We start from the raw sequence: 16,465 nt of genomic DNA, 5'->3' as shown, positions 1-16,465 counted from the left end.
ACAACCAGCGCTTGCGGTTTCAATCTACCGTTTCGCGCAATTGTTCACGAATCCGGCGTACACCGCGCTCGTGCTCGTGTGGTCGCCGCGTGGGCGACTGCTCACCTATCGATAGGGGCGCGAAAGCACGAATTGTCGCACCCGACGATCGGGCGTCGAGCAGGTTTACCTCGATAAGAGACCGCAAGCCGAAGTCAATCGCAACTCGTCACCGACCTTGCAACCCGTTGCGCGGCCACCAACGGTGCGAACAATTGGTTGGAAATTGCCCGCTTCCACCTTGGGCAATGGCTGCATCCGGACAAACGCAGTTTCATCCCAAGTTGGTCCAAAATTAACGATCTGTTAACCATCCGCCGCCTATATCGTTGATACGAAAAATTAACTTAGATGACCAAAGTGCTAACAGATTCTCAACCCATACGCCTTAAAGGCCGCTCCTTTCTTGCCCTTGTGCTTGCGCCTGAAGCACCCATTGACCGTTGGTTGGCGCGACTAGACGACCTTGCATCGCGTTCCGCCGGCTTTTTCTTGGGTAAGCCGATCGTTCTCGACGTTGAGAATCTACAAACTGACCGTGCCGAGCTTGCACTCCTGATCGACGAGCTTGCCAAGCGTGGGGTATCGCTCATGGGGATAGAAGGAGCTCGCCCTTCGCTGCTTGCTCCTGGTATGCCCCCAGCCATGAAGGGTGGGAAATCAGCAGCGGATTTCCAGGCTCCCCCAGCAAATGCAGCAAAGGAACCGTCCTCCGGAAATAACCAACCTTCCGGAACGTTAGCGAATTCTTCCGGCGGAGCGCAGATCCGTGTGATGCCGTCGATCATCATAAAAGAGCCAGTGCGATCAGGGCAATCGGTGATCTTTCCGGAAGGCGACGTAACGATCATCGGGTCGGTCGCCTCAGGCGCTGAAATAGTCGCCGGTGGATCCATCCACGTCTACGGAACGTTACGAGGCCGGGCTTTCGCGGGGTCGGCCGGTAACGCATCGGCCCGCATTTTTTGCCGCAAGCTTGAGGCGGAACTGTTGGCCATCGATGGCCTTTACAAGACAGCGGAAGATATGGAACCGCGACTTCGAGGGAAAGCCGTACAGCTATGGCTCGAAGGAGACACCATATTGGCAGAAACATTTGGATAGATCTCGTGCTTCGGGGAAGATAGGAAATAGAATATGGGAAAAGTGATAGTCGTTACCTCTGGCAAAGGGGGAGTTGGTAAAACAACGTCAACCGCGGCACTTGGCGCTGCGCTCGCCCTGCGCAATGAGAAGACAGTTGTCATCGATTTCGATGTGGGATTGCGAAATCTCGATCTCGTCATGGGCGCAGAACGTCGTGTCGTCTTTGATCTGGTCAACGTCATCCAAGGTGACGCTAAATTGCCGCAGGCTCTAATTCGCGACAAACGCCTCGATACGCTTTTCTTGTTGCCCGCATCTCAAACCCGCGACAAAGACAATCTCACAGCTGAGGGTGTCGAAAAGGTCATCGAAGATTTGAAGAAATCGTTTGATTGGATCATTTGCGACAGCCCGGCAGGAATTGAACGTGGGGCGACACTAGCAATGCGGCATGCCGACGTGGCAGTCGTCGTAACCAATCCGGAAGTCTCATCGGTTCGTGACTCAGATCGCATTATTGGCCTTCTGGACTCCAAGACGGTTAAAGCTGAACAGGGGGAGAGAATTGAAAAACACCTTCTCTTAACACGCTACGATGCTGGTCGGGCCGAACGAGGCGACATGCTGAAGGTCGATGATATTCTCGAAATTCTATCCATTCCGTTGCTCGGCATTATTCCGGAGAGTCAAGATGTCCTGCGCGCGTCCAACATTGGCTATCCTGTGACCTTGGCTGACAAGGACAGTGCCCCAGCCTTGGCATATTTGGATGCCGCGCGACGCCTCGCGGGCGAAAATGTCCCAGTCACGATTCCGAGCGAAAAGCGCAGTTTGATAGGTAAGATATTCCGGCGGAGGGCAGCATGAGCATTTTCCGTTTCTTCAATAAGCAGGCTTCAGCGCCAAAAGCGCGCGAGCGTCTCCAGATTCTCCTTGCCCATGAACGTGCCTCACAAGGGCATTCTGAGTTAGTCCTAAAGTTGCGGGAAGAAATTCTGGCTGTCGTTGCCAAGCACATACAAATCGACAGAGAAAAAGTTCGCGTGAAAATGGGTAGCGATGATCAGGTCTCGACGTTGGAAGTAGACATTGAGCTTCCTTTGGAGGCGGGTGTCCGCGCTGCCTGAAACAAGCCGGGGCCTTGAAGGGCAAAAACCAAGCCATTGAAACGAAGGGAGAAAAAGTATGACCCGGGTTGCACTTCTTGAGCGGCTGAAAGAACTTCAGGGAATGCCAAAGTTTCAAAAGCGCGATATTTGCACTGTTAGTGCGTTCCTGCCAATGGACGCATTGGCCAAGCATGTGGCTCTTTGTGAAGAGGCTGTTGGGGTCAAACCCGACGCAACACAAAGGCAGCCAAACGGTTACCCGTCCGCCTGTTGAAGGCAACTGGTGGCCACCCTTTCCGATCGCATCCGCCGCAATGGCGGTCAGTTTAAGGTGGGCACCGTGAGTTTCGGCCTGCCGTCTGCCTGTTTCCCAAAGACATGGCTTGCCATTTCGGTCAACGGCGGGTCGGAGTCTTTCCTTTGTCCGACCATTTCGCTGTGACGTCCAGCAGGTTGCCGTCGCCTTGCACCTCGATGATGATGGGTGACGTTGCCTTCCCGCCAGCGATCATGCGGTAGCAAAAACTTCTCGGGCGCTGGTCCGGAATGACTTAATGTGACGATTGACGCCGGAAGAATTCCAAGACTAGCTTTGGAATATGAGGAGCCGTAGTCTTTTTGTTATGCAATCGCGCTCTTTCGATCATATCGTTCTTGGTGTGCGAGATGTTGCAGCAACGTGCGAGTTTTACGAGCGCGTGCTGGGCATGTCGCCGCGTGAAGAGCGACCAGGCAAGTGGTCGCTGCACTTTGGAGCCCTGCAGGACGTGCGCACCGCGCCGCGCATTGCGCGTGCTACTGTGCCCGGAAGCGGTAACTTCTGCATTCTGACGGAGACGCCAATGGATGGCGTTGTCTCGCACCTTAAGTGCGAAGGCGTGGAGATCGTCGACGGACCGGCCGAGCGCGCAGGAGCGGCTGGGAGGATCCTGTCGGTCTACTTCAAAGATCCTGATGGTAATCTTGTTGAGGTGAGCAACCAACTGTAGCCGAGCTGGGCGGCCCCATTGTTACACGCGTACCCACCTTTCGGGCCGGTATTTTGTCGTCGGCTCCGAAACGACCCGTCGTCGCCAAGCAGCAAGGAGCCAACTTTATCATAGACATCGCGCAACGGCGTTGCGGTCGGCTCCAAATCTGAAGCGCACAACGAAGCGGCTGACATGGGGACCGCCGGCTTGTGCTTTCGTGGACTGGTGCGGCTTATGAAGCTTCGCTGCCGTCACGCTCGCTGGCGAAATCGGAGATAACTGTTTCCTGATTGGCGGCAACCCAAGCCAGAACTTCCGCATCGCGTAACCCCCGATCGAAAAGCTTCATCACTATTCGAGCCAGTCGGTTCGCGTGTTCGTGCGTATGTGGGCAACGCCCAAGTAGTTCGGATGCCTTTGCATGGGCGCGCTGCATAATGCCCCAATCATTGTTTGAATAAATGTATCGCCCGGTCAGGTGACGCATGAATGGCCCCCCAATTTGGTTAAGGCGGGAGCACGTCGGATCTCCCAAGCGCCAGTAGCCAAACGATGCAATGTCCGGCGACAAGATGAGTTTACGCCTATCGCGATAGATTGCAGATCCTTTCAAGAATTCCGCCACCGGCTGGAGCACGGAAGGGTATCACAAGCTCCAGCTCTGGGGCTCGACCACCCTTTTGGATGCCCAAAGGCGGGCCTCATGAACTCCTGTAGAAGTCACACGCAAAGACCTGCCAATAATCGACCGCATCGCCATAGTTGGCGCTCCCGGGGGGCCTATCCCTGCGCGGCCCGGATAAGTCATTGCCGATCCCGGACGGCGATCCAGTTGCGACGCCATAGAAACCGCCATCCAAAGAACCTTCACCGGATAGTCCGAAGATCCGTGACGATGCGGGATATCTTGCCGGCTGCGCCTGACGAATTGGGTGACCCCGCGACAGGATGTCGGCGCATGGCATTTGAATGAGCTCTGCTGACATCGCAACAGCAGGACCACACAAATCGAAACACCAGCCACTTCGTGCACGATGTCATGATCGATGACTGCCGAACGCTTGTTAGAGTCACCGTTCGATATGGACCGATTTGACACGGAACAATCCCGTATGCTCGGGGTTACAAAACAAAGACGCACGAAAGCAAACTGACTGATGGCGAAGTGCACCAAGCCGCGTCGATACTAAAGGAGATCCCAATGACCCTGACGTTGATGAGCCCTGCGTTTGCAGATGGCGAACCAATCCCCATGAAATATACTCGAAACGGTGGAAACCTGTTTCCCCCTTGAAGTGGACCGGTACCCCGGACGGGACGCGCAGCTTTGCTCTTGTGGTTGAAGATCCAGATGCGCCAAGCGGGCTCTTCCGGCATTGCGGGATGTATAACATCCCGCCAACGCAAAACAGTCTGCCAGAAAGCATCGATACGTCTGCGGAGCAAGGGCTGCGTTATTCAGAAAACGACTTCGGCAATGCACGCTATGATGGGCCGCAGCCGCCCAAGGGCCATGGGGTTCACCGCTACGACTTCCGGCTGGTCGCGCTCGATGTTCCAAACTTAACGATCCCCGGGGCGGCCGGTGTCAAAATGATGTGGGATGAAGCGAACAAACACATTCTCGCGGAGGCAACTTTGACCGGAACTTTCGAGGCATAGAAATCCAGTAGGCGCGCTGAGCTGCTGCTTGAATGACGGCCTTGCATGGGGTCGCTCATCAGCTTGATCGCAGTGGGACGTGGAGACAAATCGATCGTCCGATGCTTCGAGCATTTGTGTCTTGGTACACAAATACCCTATCTGATGGAGGATCCAACCATGTTTGAAGATCGAACCGATGCCGGTAAGCAATTGGCCAAGGCTTTAAAACTGTACCGGGGTCAGGACGTCGTTGTGCTTGCACTGCCGCGCGGGGGCGCGGCTGTTGCAGTTGAAGTCGCAAGCGCACTGGGCGCGCCACTTGACCTGCTCATCGTACGCAAGGTTGGAGTTCCGTACCACCAAGAACTCGCTATGGGTGCGGTCATGGATGGTTCTAATCCTATCGTCGTGCGCAACGACGATGTCATTCACAGCAGTGGAATTTCGGAAGACGAATTTCAAAGGGAATGCACGAAAGAGTTCCAGGAAATCGAACGTCGCCGTGCGTTGTATTTCGGGCACAAGGTCCCGATCGCTGTTGCGGGCCGAACGGTGATCCTCGTCGATGACGGCATCGCGACCGGTGCAACCGCTCGCGCTGCAATCTTGGGATTGCAGCAGCGCAAGCCACGAAGGATTGTGCTCGCCGTTCCGGTTGGGGCAAATGACACGATGGAAATGCTGAGAGAGGCCATTGATGAAGTCGTTTGTCTTGAAGAGCCTGCAGCGCTGGAAGCAATCGGCTTCCATTACGTCGATTTTCCGCAGCTGACTGAGAAAGAAGTTATGGAGATCCTGAAACGAAGTCGGACAAGCGGAGGATCAGGTGATTTATAGAATTCTTGGCTCGATTAATCAGACGGACCGCTGTAGCAGGACGTCCATGCTGCGACCATTGCGCCGCTTGCATAGGTGGCGTGATGTATTGTTGCTGTTCGTGGATGAGTGAAACCCTTATATCCCCGTTATCGAAACGGCGCCGGAGCCAAGCAAGGTTGCTGACGTCATAAGCCCTCGGAAAGGGGATCGCAATGAACATAGCACGCTCCTTCAACACTTGGCGCAAGTACCGCCAGGCCGTTACTGAACTTGGCCGCATGACTTCCCGTGAACTGCAGGACCTCGGCATTGACCGTGGTGACATTCGCAACATCGCCCGCGCCGCAGCCGGTTGCTAAGCATCGCGTAAGGCCAATTCATACAAACGCCCGAGTGTAACAACGGGCGTTTGTTGTTTCAGCCCTTTGTTTCAACGGTGTTAGCCACCACACTTTTCCCTATTGCATGGCGCGCCCGACCATACGAGGTCACCGATATCAAGCGGTTATATCGCGAAGATTGAAGGCGATTGATCTTGTTCTTTGCTCGCGCCCGTCAATTTTTGCACTGTCCCGATCCCGTTTAACGCGAGCATATCGCCGTGATCGATGTCCGCCGAAATCTTCACGACATTTGCGCATGGAGCAATCGTTCCGGCTGGCGGATTATGGTCGGCTGAAGCACGTCGAACGCTTGATCCTTGAGGGAAAGCGCCGGCATTGACTTGCACAGCGCCGCGGCGGCTTCCTGGTCACGGTCACGGAAGTAAGCGGTGCGCTGGCCGACAAAGCCCTCGACATTCTTGATGATGAGGGGAGCGTCGACATCGATGAACGGGCGGAGTCGTGGCGTTCGGAAGGCTGGTCGCCGACCGCGTCGGAAGACTTGCCCCCGTCCCAGTATGACCGAACCGGCGATCCGCAGGTCTCGACCGTGGAGGGTGTCGCCAGTTCGTCGGGTGAAGAAACGCGGGACGACATCGATCAACCGCTGCCCCATATCGAGGATGACAAAGTTCAGCGCGCTGCCAGACGCGACATCGGACGCACGAGAGCCAGATCCTACACCATCAAGCGGAATTGACACAGCGTCTGCCAACGCTAGGGATCGATTATTCCAATTGCAGATGCTCAAACGTCTACGCTAATTCGACTCGCCTTGTGACAATATGGCTGACGAGGCGGGCCGCCTCGTCACCAATTGCCGGTATTCCCCGATTTCCGCGTCGAGCCCAAATCGAGGCCGGCAAAATAGACGCCTGGAAGGACGCCCAAGCCGTCCTCGTGAATGGGCTGGCCTGCCTCATCGAGGACGCCGGGGAGCTGGATCCGCCGGAAGTCGCCTACGAAGCCGGTGCACCAAATCACTGACGTGATGTTGCTCGCCGCCCAATCGATAGAACGGATTGGCGGGCTTGGCAGCTGCGGCTCAACCGTCTCGGCCGGATCATCCTCTGCCGCTGGCGCATCGAGTCCAGTGCGTTCGATGTATTGATCAAGAAAGCATTTGACGTTCGCGGAGGCTTCGTCGGCGAAGCGAAAATGCTCGTCCAATTCATCGCCAAACATGAGGTGGCCGTTCTCGACACCTTGGAACCGGCCGAGCAATACGACTCCTTGAGCACTGAGCGATTGCAGCTGATTGTATGGGTTGCGCCGAGCAAGGCCCGCGGCGGCACTTTGCCAGACGGCAGCATGACTTCCTTCCGGCGCACGTCAAGAAAGCCGGATATTGTGAGCCAATTGAAGGTATCGCCACCGCGGTAGCGCCGCACCAAGCGGCCGGTGCGGAAGCTTCATCAAACGCCATTCGGGAAGGATCAAGACTCTGACATTAAATACCGACTAAATTAACCACCTGAAAATTTTAAACGGCAAATCAGTTATACGGGCCAAAGTGATTTGCCCCTCACTGGCGGACCCAGGGACAGGAAACACTCGCCGGGCGCATGAGAGCTTCACGGCTTCTCATGGAATCTTTTCTCCAAGTTCAATCACCGCCGAGAGTGGGCAGTGAGATCGTCGGTTCAGAATCCGTGCCGCTACCCGAGCTCACTTGAGATGAACTGCTTCATCAGGGGCCACTTGACCTGGGGGTGCTTTCTCTCTCGAACAAAGCGCTACTAGCAACAATAGCACCAACATCACAGCAAGTGCGGGAAGGACGGCGTATATCTGTCTCATCGCGCACTCCGGTGTCCTGCCACAACCATCATACCACTATTCCGCATGGTCCGGGGGATGCAATATGCTCAGTGCGATGGAGTGAGATATTCGCCCTCACGCAAGCCCCAACGAGCCTGATTCGAGCACTATCTGCGGCGTAGCCGGTCGATATAGCTCCGGTCCCGGTGTCGGGGACCGCCGATTGCGATCATCAAGTATCCTAAACAGATGAAACGAGGCAAAGTGCTAGATAGTGCAGGCGGATGATCCAGATTGTCGTCAACTTTGGCCCCTTCCATTTGCAGTGCCCAATACAGATAGGCTCCGCAGCTTGGTTTTTAGTCTGACCGTATGGGAGGAGGTTCACGGCTTCCCGGCCTTGGAAATCTATGCCGTCACTCTCCATAAAGGAGCAGCGCTGCGCCAATAACCAAAAGGAATGGGGCCCGGCAAATTTGCTTCAATCCGAGAAACCGCAAGCCTTGCCAACGTTAGTTCAGAATCCGACCTGCCGCAACTATTTCGAGCCATAAATATGTGCGTGCGGCAAAGCTCCGAATTGCGACGAGTCAATGCCGGATCGTGCTCGCCTGCAACCAAGAGCCTTCAGCCGCGATTATAGCCGGCGGTGACCTCGTTCTTGTGGGCGGCGAAGGCTGCCAGGACTTCGGCCTTCTCGCGCTTCGGTATCTTGAAGAAGTCCAAGGTCCTTCCAAGCTCCGCTGCGACCTCATCGAATTCTGATGGGGAGATCCGGAGGTCCCGATGCGCCTCCTCAAGGCCGAGCGGCGTCGTGCCGGGCTTTGTGGCAGAGAACTTGAAGGGTCCCCCCGAAATGTCGCAGACCCACAGGGTTCGCATAAATTTAAGCCCGGGCAGCCGTTCCAAGTTCTTAGTGTGCCATTTCCTCAACTGCGGATTCTTGGATTTCTGGCCGACGATGGGGTTCTTCACGACCGCGTCGCTGAAGTGATCAACCACCGCCGCAATGGCAAAGACGCCACCTAGCCGTTCGTACAGGCTCTTCTCAGACACCGACTGCTTGGACTGCGCATCCGCATTTCCCGCAGCTACCAATGCGGCCGCCGAGCCGGCGATCAGCGCCAGCCCTGCGACCACGTTTCTTCTTGTAAGAGAAATCGAAAAACCCTGTACCACGTCTGGCTCCATCGCCTTTGTTTGCGTGTACATGATATCCTCCTTGCCCTGCTGAATAGCAGGCATTGATTTGATTGACGACCATTAGATGCGTGAGATTAGAAAGCGTTCCCGAAAATTGTTCTAGAAAAGAAGAGCCACATTCCCGCACAAGGTCGTCGGTTCGAATCGGACCTGCCGCACCCGCTTGAGCGCATGATGTTGGCTGTTGGGATCTATTGGTTTGGGTTGAAAGAGCCAACCACGCTATTTACGCGGTCATCAGAATGATGGCCGTACAAAACCAGATGTCTTCTCTCACAGTTTTTTCCCAGTTTTCCCCGCGGTAACGCAACAAACGACCCGGCTTCTGCAAGTCAGTCAAACGACGTAGCGACGGAAAACAAGGCTGCTCAATGATCAAGAAACCATTGTTATTCTTCGCAATTTTGGCCAGTGGGCTGCTGCGTGGCTGATGGGGCGGGCCAGACACTGGCCCGCTCCGTCATCCTAGCGAAAGCTATCTTCAACCGTATACTGGCGCGGCCTGTAGTAATTATGCAGCACGATCATCTTTAACCCTTTTGGCGCTTTCGCCAACCGCAGCATTCCCCATACCGCTGATCGCAATCCGGCGTGGTTTCATCTCCTCCGGTATTTCTTTCTTGAGCTCGACGATGAGTAAGCCATTGTCGAGACGCGCATCGGTAACGCTTACATGATCCGCAAGCTCGAACCGATGCAGGAAGGGCCGAAGCGCCAGGCCATGATGGAGATATTGAAAGTCTTCATCGCCCGACTTGTCGCCTTTGACCACTAACATATTCGGTTCGTGCGTGATGGTCAGATCATCTTGTGTAAAACCCGGCACCGCGATCACTATGCGATATTTGTCCTCGCCAAGTTTGACAATGTCGTAGGGCGGCCATTTGTCGACCCCCTGAGGCTGAGCTGAGTTTTCGAGTAAGTTGAATATGCGGTCGAACCCTACGCTCGACCGGTAGAACGGGGAAAAATCGACGTTGCTTCTCATAGCTAAGTCCCTCCTGTGAGCAACATAGAAATGAGGCGCGCCAAGAAGCTTGGCGCTCCCTGACTGTTGGTCCACCTCCGCGCGACCAACGGCAGAAATTTGGTAATTCAGCCGCGCTCCGTCAAGAAGTTCGGGCAGGTTGAGAACAAAAAATGACGATCCACCATGGCGAGGAATCGTTGGAGTCGTTAACCGATCGCTCGACGACTGAGATAATGCCAGTCTTAAAGAATGCACGGCACGAAAAGTTCGCCCAAGCTCGTTTTGAAGGCAAAACAGCAGATGAGTCATATGATGCTGCAGGGCTTAAACCCCATAGAGGGAATGCATCACGTTTGAGTGCAAATGAGAACGTAGTAGCGTGGAGCTGCAATCTCAGGGCGCGGAACGTGCCGCTGTCTCCGTTGAAAGCCTAGCAGTCGAACTTGAGGCAGCACGTCTATTAGCGATGGCCGATGAGAAGGGTGCAAGTGATGCGTGCGCGCACCCCTGGCATATGGCAGTATGAACCTAAGGAACATCGTCGTGTGCAACGATACCGCCTTCGCTTTCCAGCGTTGCGATACGTTTGGTGTCTGACCGATTAAACTTTAAGCGAACTCCAATCCCGCCGCTGTCATTGTCTGGAATGAAAACGGCTCCAGCTTCTTCCAAAGCGGCCTGTAGAGCTTCGATGTCCTCGTGGATTGCGTTCTCGAGCTTGCGCTCGAACATCTCAATGATTTCTTGGCTGACGCCAGAGGAAATTGCGAGGCGCTGTCTGCTGTATTCAACCAGAGCTCGCGCCGCGCGACATTGAGAACTCGTGATCATAGTTGGATCTCCATTTGCAGACAGGATCGTTCAATGGCTGCGCAGGGTCAATCGTTCAATTATCTTCGAGCTCAAGCAAGTGCGCTGCGTCTCATCGACAAATTCGGTCCGGCCGGCGCGATTGTTCGCGACGTTCCAGGTTCGGGTCCTGAATGGAATCCGGGCGAGCCGGTACCAACGGCTCACACCTGCACGATGGCGGTGCTCAAGTTCGACAACAAGGATATTGACGGCACCTTGATCAAAGCGAGTGACAAAAAGGTCTATATTGCTCCCAAAGGGTTATCTGTCGTTCCTGCAACCACGGATAAACCGATAATTGGCGCGGTGTCGCACACCGTCGTCCGTGTCATGCCGCTCAATCCGGCGGGTATCAACGTGTATTTCGAAGTCCAGGCAAGAGCGTAAGGTTCAACGAATACGCTTCACTTCTAACCAGGCATTCATATCGTTGATCTTCAATTTTCCAACATTGTCCGCTGTCTCCAGCAGCACTTCAGGCATGAACTGGTGAAGGTATTCATCTTCATCGTTCGTCTGTACCCACACTTGACCATTGGTCAGCTCAAACGTTGCTCCGCGTCCATAGCCGTCCGTCGAGCCATTAATCGTCTCCTTGTCAAATTCCATCCGTTCTGCCCTTCGCGTGGATGCGTGGAGTCTTATCCAAGATGACATGTTCGTCAACCAAATGCCGAGAATTCGGCGTAGCTTGCGAAGTTCGAACCATGGCCAGCAACCGCAGCATCTTCGATCAGTTGCTCGACACGATGCAGTCCTTGCCGATGCCTCCTTTCAAAGCATTGAGGCGATCAAGTCGGCCGTAACCCTTCGTGTGGTGGTCGAGCGTCTGGAAAGAGGCGATATCAACGGAGCGATCGATGCTATCCAGGTCGAGCGGGAAGCATTTTCGGCGCTAGAGCTGGCGCTGGCAGAAGCCTACAACGCCGGCGGCATCAGTCTGGTCGAGAACCTTCCGCGATTGAAGGACCCGGAAGGCAATCGGGTCAGCTTTCGCTCTGGCGTAACGCCACCCGGAGGGCGAGGCGTGGCTGCGAGACCACTCATCGCAACTTGTAACCCGTATCACCGATGACCAGAAGCAGGGCGCCGGGCGCTTGAAGAAGGGCTTGCAGCTGGTCGCAATCCACATTCGACGGCGCTCGATGTTATTGGTCGGATTAACCCCGTCAACGGGCGAAGGGAAGGCGGGATTATCGGCCTCACGAGCCAGCAGGAGCGTTTTGTGTCATTAGCCCAGGCGGAACTCGCTTCAGGCGATAGCGCGCTCCTAAAGCACTGCCTTACCCGCCAGCGCCGTGACAAACGATTTGACCGCACCGTCATGAACGCTATTCGCGAAGGGAAGCCACTGCCATCCGACGTCGTTATGCGCATCCTCGGCCGGTATTCAGACCGTATGGTGCAGCTTCGTGGGGAAATGCTTGCCCGAACCGAAACAATGATGACGCTTGGCACTGCACGCGACAACGCCATGCGTCAGCAGATCAATGCCGGCAAGGTCGCTGAACATGACATCAAGAAGAAGTGGCGGTCGGCTGGTGATAATCGTGTCCGGCATACGCATGCCACGCTTTCGAGTGCTGAGCCAATTGGTATGGATGAGAGCTTCATCAGCCCGTCCGGAGCACGCCTGCGTTATCCCGGCGATCCACTCGCGCCAACGAGCGAGATTGTGGGCTGCCGCTGCCACCTCGAATACAAGGTCGATTACTTCGCATCGATAGTTCGACGCTATGAAAGCGCATGATGGGTAAACTATCCTTCAGTGCGCAGGTCGCAGCGTTCGCCGAGAAGAGACCCGGCTATCGAAGCGGTGTTCAAGGAAAGCGTGCAAGAGGTTGTTTCGAAATGCAAACGCCTGTCGCAGTGACGGGCGGATGCGGGTCGATACCGGGTTTCAAACCCACCAATACCGCTGGGCTTGTCACCGCTTACTTCGCCAAAGGTACTGCCGCAATCGATGTCATAATTATAGGAAGGTGGTTCCAATGCGCATTTCGTTCACCGCTCAACGACGTGATGACACCCTAAACGCTGTCAAAAATGGCGGCGAGGATTTCGATTTCTTGGTTGTGCCGGAAAGGTGCAATCTTGCCCGCGTCCGCAGTTGATCGTCCTTTTATATTCGGCGATATCGGCCGAGCGAATGGTGAGCTACACGCGCAAGGTCATAGATGGCGTGTTAGTCACTGGCCGGGATGAACATGCCAAAATCCTGCCAAGCGCAGTATGGCCAAAATCCGCATTGCAGGTGGAGACACCAGCACCCATTGAGCCGCCCGTGGGGCCCGACGCGGGGTTCATTGGGCGGTGACACGCCAGGCCCCTTGCCGAAGAGTTAGGCGCTCTCCGACACGGCCCGAACCGGGAAGAATTAGAAATGTTCCGATGTCAGGGAAAAATGACGGCAAGGACAGCCAGGGCACAGGATCTAAAAAATCTTCGGAAATAATTCCTGCAATGAAGCTTGGCCTCATGGCGTGCTGGAAGAATACCCCTCGGCCAAGCCTCTGCTGCAAAGGGGACTACAGCACCCGACAACATACCGCCAATCCGAAAACAAGGAAATGACCAAGCGTCTCATCGACGAGTGGCGGGTAGTTCTGCGCTGTACGTGGAGCATCCGCCTGATGCTGCTTGCCGATCTGTTTTCCGGTAGTCGTGTTGCCGTTGCTAGACGGGTTCTCCCAATCCCTCCCGGCTTATTTGCAGCTCTGTCATTCGTGACCGTGACGGCCGCGTTCAAGATCGATGGGATCGACGGCCGGTTGAAAATGATCGAGAAACCGGTTGCGGAGTTCGAGAAGCTGGTTTCTCTCGTTTCGGCCTGTATCGGGGCTCTCGCTCCCTGGAGATGGCGGAACTGGTCGCGCTGGTGTCCTAAGGAGCGTTGTTGAATCAAGGCCCGAGGACAGGCTTGCCGCCCACGGCTTTGTGTTAATCCTGCGATCATGGCAAATTCGAGGGTGCCGTAACATGACGATTCACAGAAAGATTGCTGCCGCTTGCGACGAGCTAAGGGCCAGTTTTCCTGATACCCATTTTCTGATTGTAGCCGTCACCAAGGCAGCATCGGACGGAGCAATCATTGGAATCTTCACACTGATCTACTGTCGATCGAAATTCCGGTGTGGGTAAAAACACTGTCGAACCACCAGCAACAGAATGTGAATGTCGACATGCCGGTTAAAGGACCGGCTTTATGTCACCACCGCCGCCCCTCTGCCGGCAAGGTAGCCGCCTTCTCCAGTAAGTGGTGGAAAGAGCAAAGAAGGAGGCCTGGCAACAGTGTGAAGCAAAGTTGGATCCCCAGGCCTCTTGCTGAAATTTGGGGTTCAGCCTAATCATTAAATACCCAGATTGGAGTCCTATCAAGGGCGTTGGGGGCGCCGGGTGTGGGGCGCGACGCACGCACCAGTGAAAATGCAGAACGCCGAGCCCCGTGCCAGTACCAGCTTTGGCATTTTGGCGCATCGGCTACCGAGTATCAATCAATCGTGGGTTCGCTAGAATTCATTATATGGATGCTGTGATCTTTGCGTCTGCGGCCGGGAAAAAAGGAGAGGCTGGTGGAGCATATTTCGGGGCCGTTGCACACCTCAACGCCGAGCCTGGTGCCGCGGGGCATCGGCACGAGAGGCAAGAATGTTCTCTTTCCGCGCGCCGGCAACCATGTTTCTGCCAGCGGACGAGTGGTAGCACGGAAGTGGCCAGGATATAAATAAGGTGGGGCCCGGCCTTCCACCTTTGGAGAGCAGTGAGCCAGGCCTTGTCGCCGGGGTTTAACCAGCAAAAAATATTGCTCGAGATAACGGAGGCAACAATAGATCGATCACTCGTTAAAAATGTCTAAGTTATTCATGAACTTAGGCCTACGCGCTGGCCTCCGTTTGCCCATTTCGGTCCGAGCTTGCCGGTAGGCGGCGGCCGTGGCGTGGTGTCGGTATAGATATCAGCCTCCCTAGCAGCCTCGACAAACGCTACGCGGGCCAAAAACGGCTTCGGCCAATTGCTAGCCTATACGACCGCCTGTGTCGGCGGCTATTTCCACATTCCGTCGAGCGCTTCTGGCCTGCCAGTAGAGCCGCATGAAAGCATTAAACGGACCAGGTAGCCAATTGGGTTCCTTGTCCTTTCCGGGGGATCTGTTCTGAATATAGAGTTTCGGGCCACCATCGGCACCCTTCACGAGTTGCGAAAGCATCGGCGAGTGGATGGGGTAACGGTTGATTGGATTCTGCGACAAGCAGGCTCTGCGGCAATTCATACATGGTCAGCGACCAGAATGCATTAACGGGAGGTAGGAGGACTGGTGCAACGTGTAGCGGTCTTTGAGCTTCTTCCCGTCAACGTCCACGGCATAGGGGCGGAAAATCAGGGGCTCAGCTGACGTAGATCAGCAAGCTAAACAACAAATCAAAACCGACTTCGTTCCGTCTTTGTACGCCTCCGGACAAGAGTGAGGCCCGGCTTCAGGAGAGGGAACAACGGCCAGGCCTCATGTCAGGGGTATGATTATCTGACTTGATAAGTCTCGACCTGTGCCCACTCACAGTCAAATCACATTCCGACCCGTTTAAGATCGACGTCTCGGCTTGCTCTTGTGCCAGCGCTCCAACTTTCCCGTTGCTGGCGGTCGAGGTGTCGTCTCAATGTAAATCTTTCGCCGCTTCGACAAGAGCAATCGACAGCAATGGACTTACTGCCCTGAAGGACTGAGACGATTTGAAACGACTTATAGTCTTGCATGTGCTTATTGCAGCATACCGGTGCCTTGGTGCCACCCCCATCAAATTTCCTAGTGACAAATCAAAAAAGGCCAGACCACGGGGGCCTGGCCAGTGGGCTATTCGGGATGGGTGTACATTCCCGAATATGAATTTAACTTTTGAAACGCGCGAGTGGTTCCCTGATCGCGCTAGTCCCTTCGAATGATCTGACCGTCGTGCATTTCGAAGACGCCGCTCTCGCCGCCTTGGGCGATGAAATCCTGCTCAAGTTCGCCCCAGGTTCCCAAATATTCACCGCAGGAGCTGCAATGGATCGGGGTGTAGCCGGACATGTTTTGCGTGAGCGTAAGGTAGATGGTGTCGCACTGGGGACAAACGAGCTTGTTGTCCAAGCGCTGGAGGGCGGTGTAGCTCATGGTTGCCTCGCAGTGTCACGGAACAACCCAATCTGGGCAATCAATCGTTCCTGATGCACGGCCGCCGACGCCAGCGTTTCTGCATCGCGTAGACCCTGATCGAAGAGTGTCATTACCCTGCGTGCAAGTCGGTCAGCATATGGATAATTCGGGGGTTCAAACTGTTTAGAAGCCAAGAGCAACGCAGTCTGCATTAGGTCCCAGTCCTGGCTTGAATAGATGAGTTTTTTGAGGCGATGGCGACCCATAATGTCCTCCGCGATTGTGGCGGGAGCCCGTACCATCTCTCAAGCGCCGGTTCGCCATCAACAGGCCCAGCGACGGATATATTAAGAACCTCATCTTGGGGGTCGTCAATGATTTTTGTCCGCCAATAGACGGTGTGTCCGCAGATGGAACCAAGTGGATTTGGGATGGTTCGAGGCGTTTAGGCGCGCTCGATGATGGACGATGAAGAGAGAGAAAATCACGTACAGCGG

At 55.0% G+C, this 16,465-nt stretch carries 16 protein-coding genes and 3 pseudogenes; 11 read left to right on the top strand and 8 right to left on the bottom strand.

Annotation, left to right across the window (positions count from 1 at the left end; genetic code table 11):
• The first annotated feature begins 390 nt into the window (after positions 1–390).
• From minC to N8E89_RS26215, 8 genes and pseudogenes are all read left to right on the top strand, one after another.
• Positions 391–1,143, top strand: coding sequence for a septum site-determining protein MinC (gene minC, locus N8E89_RS26250; RefSeq protein ID WP_262262668.1), 753 nt, complete (start codon positions 391–393; stop codon positions 1,141–1,143).
• Positions 1,144–1,176: 33 nt separating this feature from the next.
• Complete coding sequence (gene minD / locus N8E89_RS26245; RefSeq protein ID WP_106666110.1) at positions 1,177–1,992, top strand: septum site-determining protein MinD; 816 nt, start codon at positions 1,177–1,179, stop codon at positions 1,990–1,992.
• A complete protein-coding gene (minE, locus tag N8E89_RS26240; protein WP_106666111.1) occupies positions 1,989–2,252 on the top strand; it encodes a cell division topological specificity factor MinE in 264 nt (87 codons plus the stop codon). Before minD ends, minE begins: the two co-directional genes overlap by 4 nt.
• A gap of 58 nt (positions 2,253–2,310) precedes the next feature.
• Positions 2,311–2,508: a hypothetical protein gene (locus N8E89_RS26235; RefSeq protein ID WP_262262667.1), complete on the top strand. Its 198-nt coding sequence runs from the start codon at positions 2,311–2,313 to the stop codon at positions 2,506–2,508.
• A 349-nt stretch (positions 2,509–2,857) separates the two neighbouring features.
• Positions 2,858–3,223 carry a VOC family protein gene (locus N8E89_RS26230; protein WP_262262666.1) on the top strand — a complete coding sequence of 122 codons (366 nt, stop codon included), beginning with the start codon at positions 2,858–2,860 and terminating at the stop codon, positions 3,221–3,223.
• 1,183 nt (positions 3,224–4,406) lie between these two features.
• A pseudogene (locus N8E89_RS26225) lies at positions 4,407–4,867 on the top strand (YbhB/YbcL family Raf kinase inhibitor-like protein).
• Between the two features lie 159 nt (positions 4,868–5,026).
• Positions 5,027–5,686, top strand: coding sequence for a phosphoribosyltransferase (locus N8E89_RS26220; protein ID WP_262262665.1), 660 nt, complete (start codon positions 5,027–5,029; stop codon positions 5,684–5,686).
• Between the two features lie 194 nt (positions 5,687–5,880).
• Positions 5,881–6,027 (top strand): DUF1127 domain-containing protein, encoded by a 147-nt coding sequence (locus tag N8E89_RS26215; protein ID WP_262262664.1) that lies wholly within the window; start codon positions 5,881–5,883, stop codon positions 6,025–6,027.
• A 265-nt stretch (positions 6,028–6,292) separates the two neighbouring features.
• On the opposite strand, the gene N8E89_RS26210 is transcribed toward N8E89_RS26215, so the two are convergent.
• The 5 genes from N8E89_RS26210 to N8E89_RS26190 form a co-directional block, all read right to left on the bottom strand.
• Positions 6,293–6,754 (bottom strand): hypothetical protein, encoded by a 462-nt coding sequence (locus N8E89_RS26210; protein ID WP_262262663.1) that lies wholly within the window; start codon positions 6,752–6,754, stop codon positions 6,293–6,295.
• A gap of 107 nt (positions 6,755–6,861) precedes the next feature.
• Entirely contained in the window at positions 6,862–7,275 is a 414-nt protein-coding gene (locus N8E89_RS26205) for a hypothetical protein (RefSeq protein WP_262262662.1), read from the bottom strand.
• Positions 7,276–8,439: 1,164 nt separating this feature from the next.
• The gene (locus N8E89_RS26200) at positions 8,440–9,024 is read right to left on the bottom strand and encodes a group I truncated hemoglobin (protein ID WP_262262661.1); all 585 of its coding nucleotides are present in this window, start codon (positions 9,022–9,024) and stop codon (positions 8,440–8,442) included.
• A 502-nt stretch (positions 9,025–9,526) separates the two neighbouring features.
• Positions 9,527–10,003: an Hsp20 family protein gene (locus N8E89_RS26195; protein ID WP_262263339.1), complete on the bottom strand. Its 477-nt coding sequence runs from the start codon at positions 10,001–10,003 to the stop codon at positions 9,527–9,529.
• A gap of 510 nt (positions 10,004–10,513) precedes the next feature.
• Positions 10,514–10,816: an XRE family transcriptional regulator gene (locus N8E89_RS26190; RefSeq protein ID WP_262262660.1), complete on the bottom strand. Its 303-nt coding sequence runs from the start codon at positions 10,814–10,816 to the stop codon at positions 10,514–10,516.
• A gap of 33 nt (positions 10,817–10,849) precedes the next feature.
• On the opposite strand from N8E89_RS26190, the gene N8E89_RS26185 reads away from it, so the two are divergent.
• Positions 10,850–11,224, top strand: coding sequence for a hypothetical protein (locus tag N8E89_RS26185; RefSeq protein WP_262262659.1), 375 nt, complete (start codon positions 10,850–10,852; stop codon positions 11,222–11,224).
• Between the two features lie 3 nt (positions 11,225–11,227).
• Here N8E89_RS26185 and N8E89_RS26180 read toward each other — a convergent pair whose 3' ends face one another.
• Positions 11,228–11,446: a hypothetical protein gene (locus N8E89_RS26180; RefSeq protein ID WP_262262658.1), complete on the bottom strand. Its 219-nt coding sequence runs from the start codon at positions 11,444–11,446 to the stop codon at positions 11,228–11,230.
• Positions 11,447–11,528: 82 nt separating this feature from the next.
• Between N8E89_RS26180 and N8E89_RS29600 the strand changes: the two are divergent.
• Together N8E89_RS29600 and N8E89_RS26170 are read left to right on the top strand one after the other, a co-directional pair.
• Positions 11,529–12,587: pseudogene (locus N8E89_RS29600) on the top strand (phage minor head protein).
• Positions 12,588–13,407: 820 nt separating this feature from the next.
• A complete protein-coding gene (locus N8E89_RS26170) occupies positions 13,408–13,737 on the top strand; it encodes a DUF7940 domain-containing protein (RefSeq protein ID WP_262262657.1) in 330 nt (109 codons plus the stop codon).
• A gap of 1,144 nt (positions 13,738–14,881) precedes the next feature.
• Here the strand turns inward: N8E89_RS26170 and N8E89_RS26165 are convergent.
• Positions 14,882–15,203, bottom strand: a pseudogene (locus tag N8E89_RS26165) (DUF1214 domain-containing protein); the annotation flags it as partial.
• A 555-nt stretch (positions 15,204–15,758) separates the two neighbouring features.
• Positions 15,759–15,986, bottom strand: coding sequence for a hypothetical protein (locus tag N8E89_RS26160; RefSeq protein ID WP_262262656.1), 228 nt, complete (start codon positions 15,984–15,986; stop codon positions 15,759–15,761).
• Between the last annotated feature and the right edge of the window lie 479 nt (positions 15,987–16,465).

This window comes from Phyllobacterium sp. A18/5-2 (genome assembly GCF_025452215.1).
GTDB lineage: Bacteria > Pseudomonadota > Alphaproteobacteria > Rhizobiales > Rhizobiaceae > Phyllobacterium > Phyllobacterium sophorae.
Note: the sequence above shows the minus strand (reverse complement) of the source record. Positions and strands in the feature narration are given on the sequence as shown.

What these genes read in the sequence shown, in the direction of transcription:
- minD (WP_106666110.1), top strand. Translation starts at nt 1,177, where the DNA reads ATGGGAAAAGTGATAGTCGTTACCTCTGGCAAAGGGGGAGTTGGTAAA.
- N8E89_RS26230 (WP_262262666.1), top strand. Translation starts at nt 2,858, where the DNA reads ATGCAATCGCGCTCTTTCGATCATATCGTTCTTGGTGTGCGAGATGTT.
- N8E89_RS26220 (WP_262262665.1), top strand. Translation starts at nt 5,027, where the DNA reads ATGTTTGAAGATCGAACCGATGCCGGTAAGCAATTGGCCAAGGCTTTA.
- N8E89_RS26190 (WP_262262660.1), bottom strand. Translation starts at nt 10,816, where the DNA reads ATGATCACGAGTTCTCAATGTCGCGCGGCGCGAGCTCTGGTTGAATAC.
- N8E89_RS26185 (WP_262262659.1), top strand. Translation starts at nt 10,850, where the DNA reads ATGGCTGCGCAGGGTCAATCGTTCAATTATCTTCGAGCTCAAGCAAGT.
- N8E89_RS26215 (WP_262262664.1), top strand. Translation starts at nt 5,881, where the DNA reads ATGAACATAGCACGCTCCTTCAACACTTGGCGCAAGTACCGCCAGGCC.
- N8E89_RS26200 (WP_262262661.1), bottom strand. Translation starts at nt 9,024, where the DNA reads ATGTACACGCAAACAAAGGCGATGGAGCCAGACGTGGTACAGGGTTTT.
- N8E89_RS26235 (WP_262262667.1), top strand. Translation starts at nt 2,311, where the DNA reads ATGACCCGGGTTGCACTTCTTGAGCGGCTGAAAGAACTTCAGGGAATG.
- minC (WP_262262668.1), top strand. Translation starts at nt 391, where the DNA reads ATGACCAAAGTGCTAACAGATTCTCAACCCATACGCCTTAAAGGCCGC.
- N8E89_RS26180 (WP_262262658.1), bottom strand. Translation starts at nt 11,446, where the DNA reads ATGGAATTTGACAAGGAGACGATTAATGGCTCGACGGACGGCTATGGA.
- minE (WP_106666111.1), top strand. Translation starts at nt 1,989, where the DNA reads ATGAGCATTTTCCGTTTCTTCAATAAGCAGGCTTCAGCGCCAAAAGCG.
- N8E89_RS26160 (WP_262262656.1), bottom strand. Translation starts at nt 15,986, where the DNA reads ATGAGCTACACCGCCCTCCAGCGCTTGGACAACAAGCTCGTTTGTCCC.
- N8E89_RS26170 (WP_262262657.1), top strand. Translation starts at nt 13,408, where the DNA reads ATGACCAAGCGTCTCATCGACGAGTGGCGGGTAGTTCTGCGCTGTACG.
- N8E89_RS26195 (WP_262263339.1), bottom strand. Translation starts at nt 10,003, where the DNA reads ATGAGAAGCAACGTCGATTTTTCCCCGTTCTACCGGTCGAGCGTAGGG.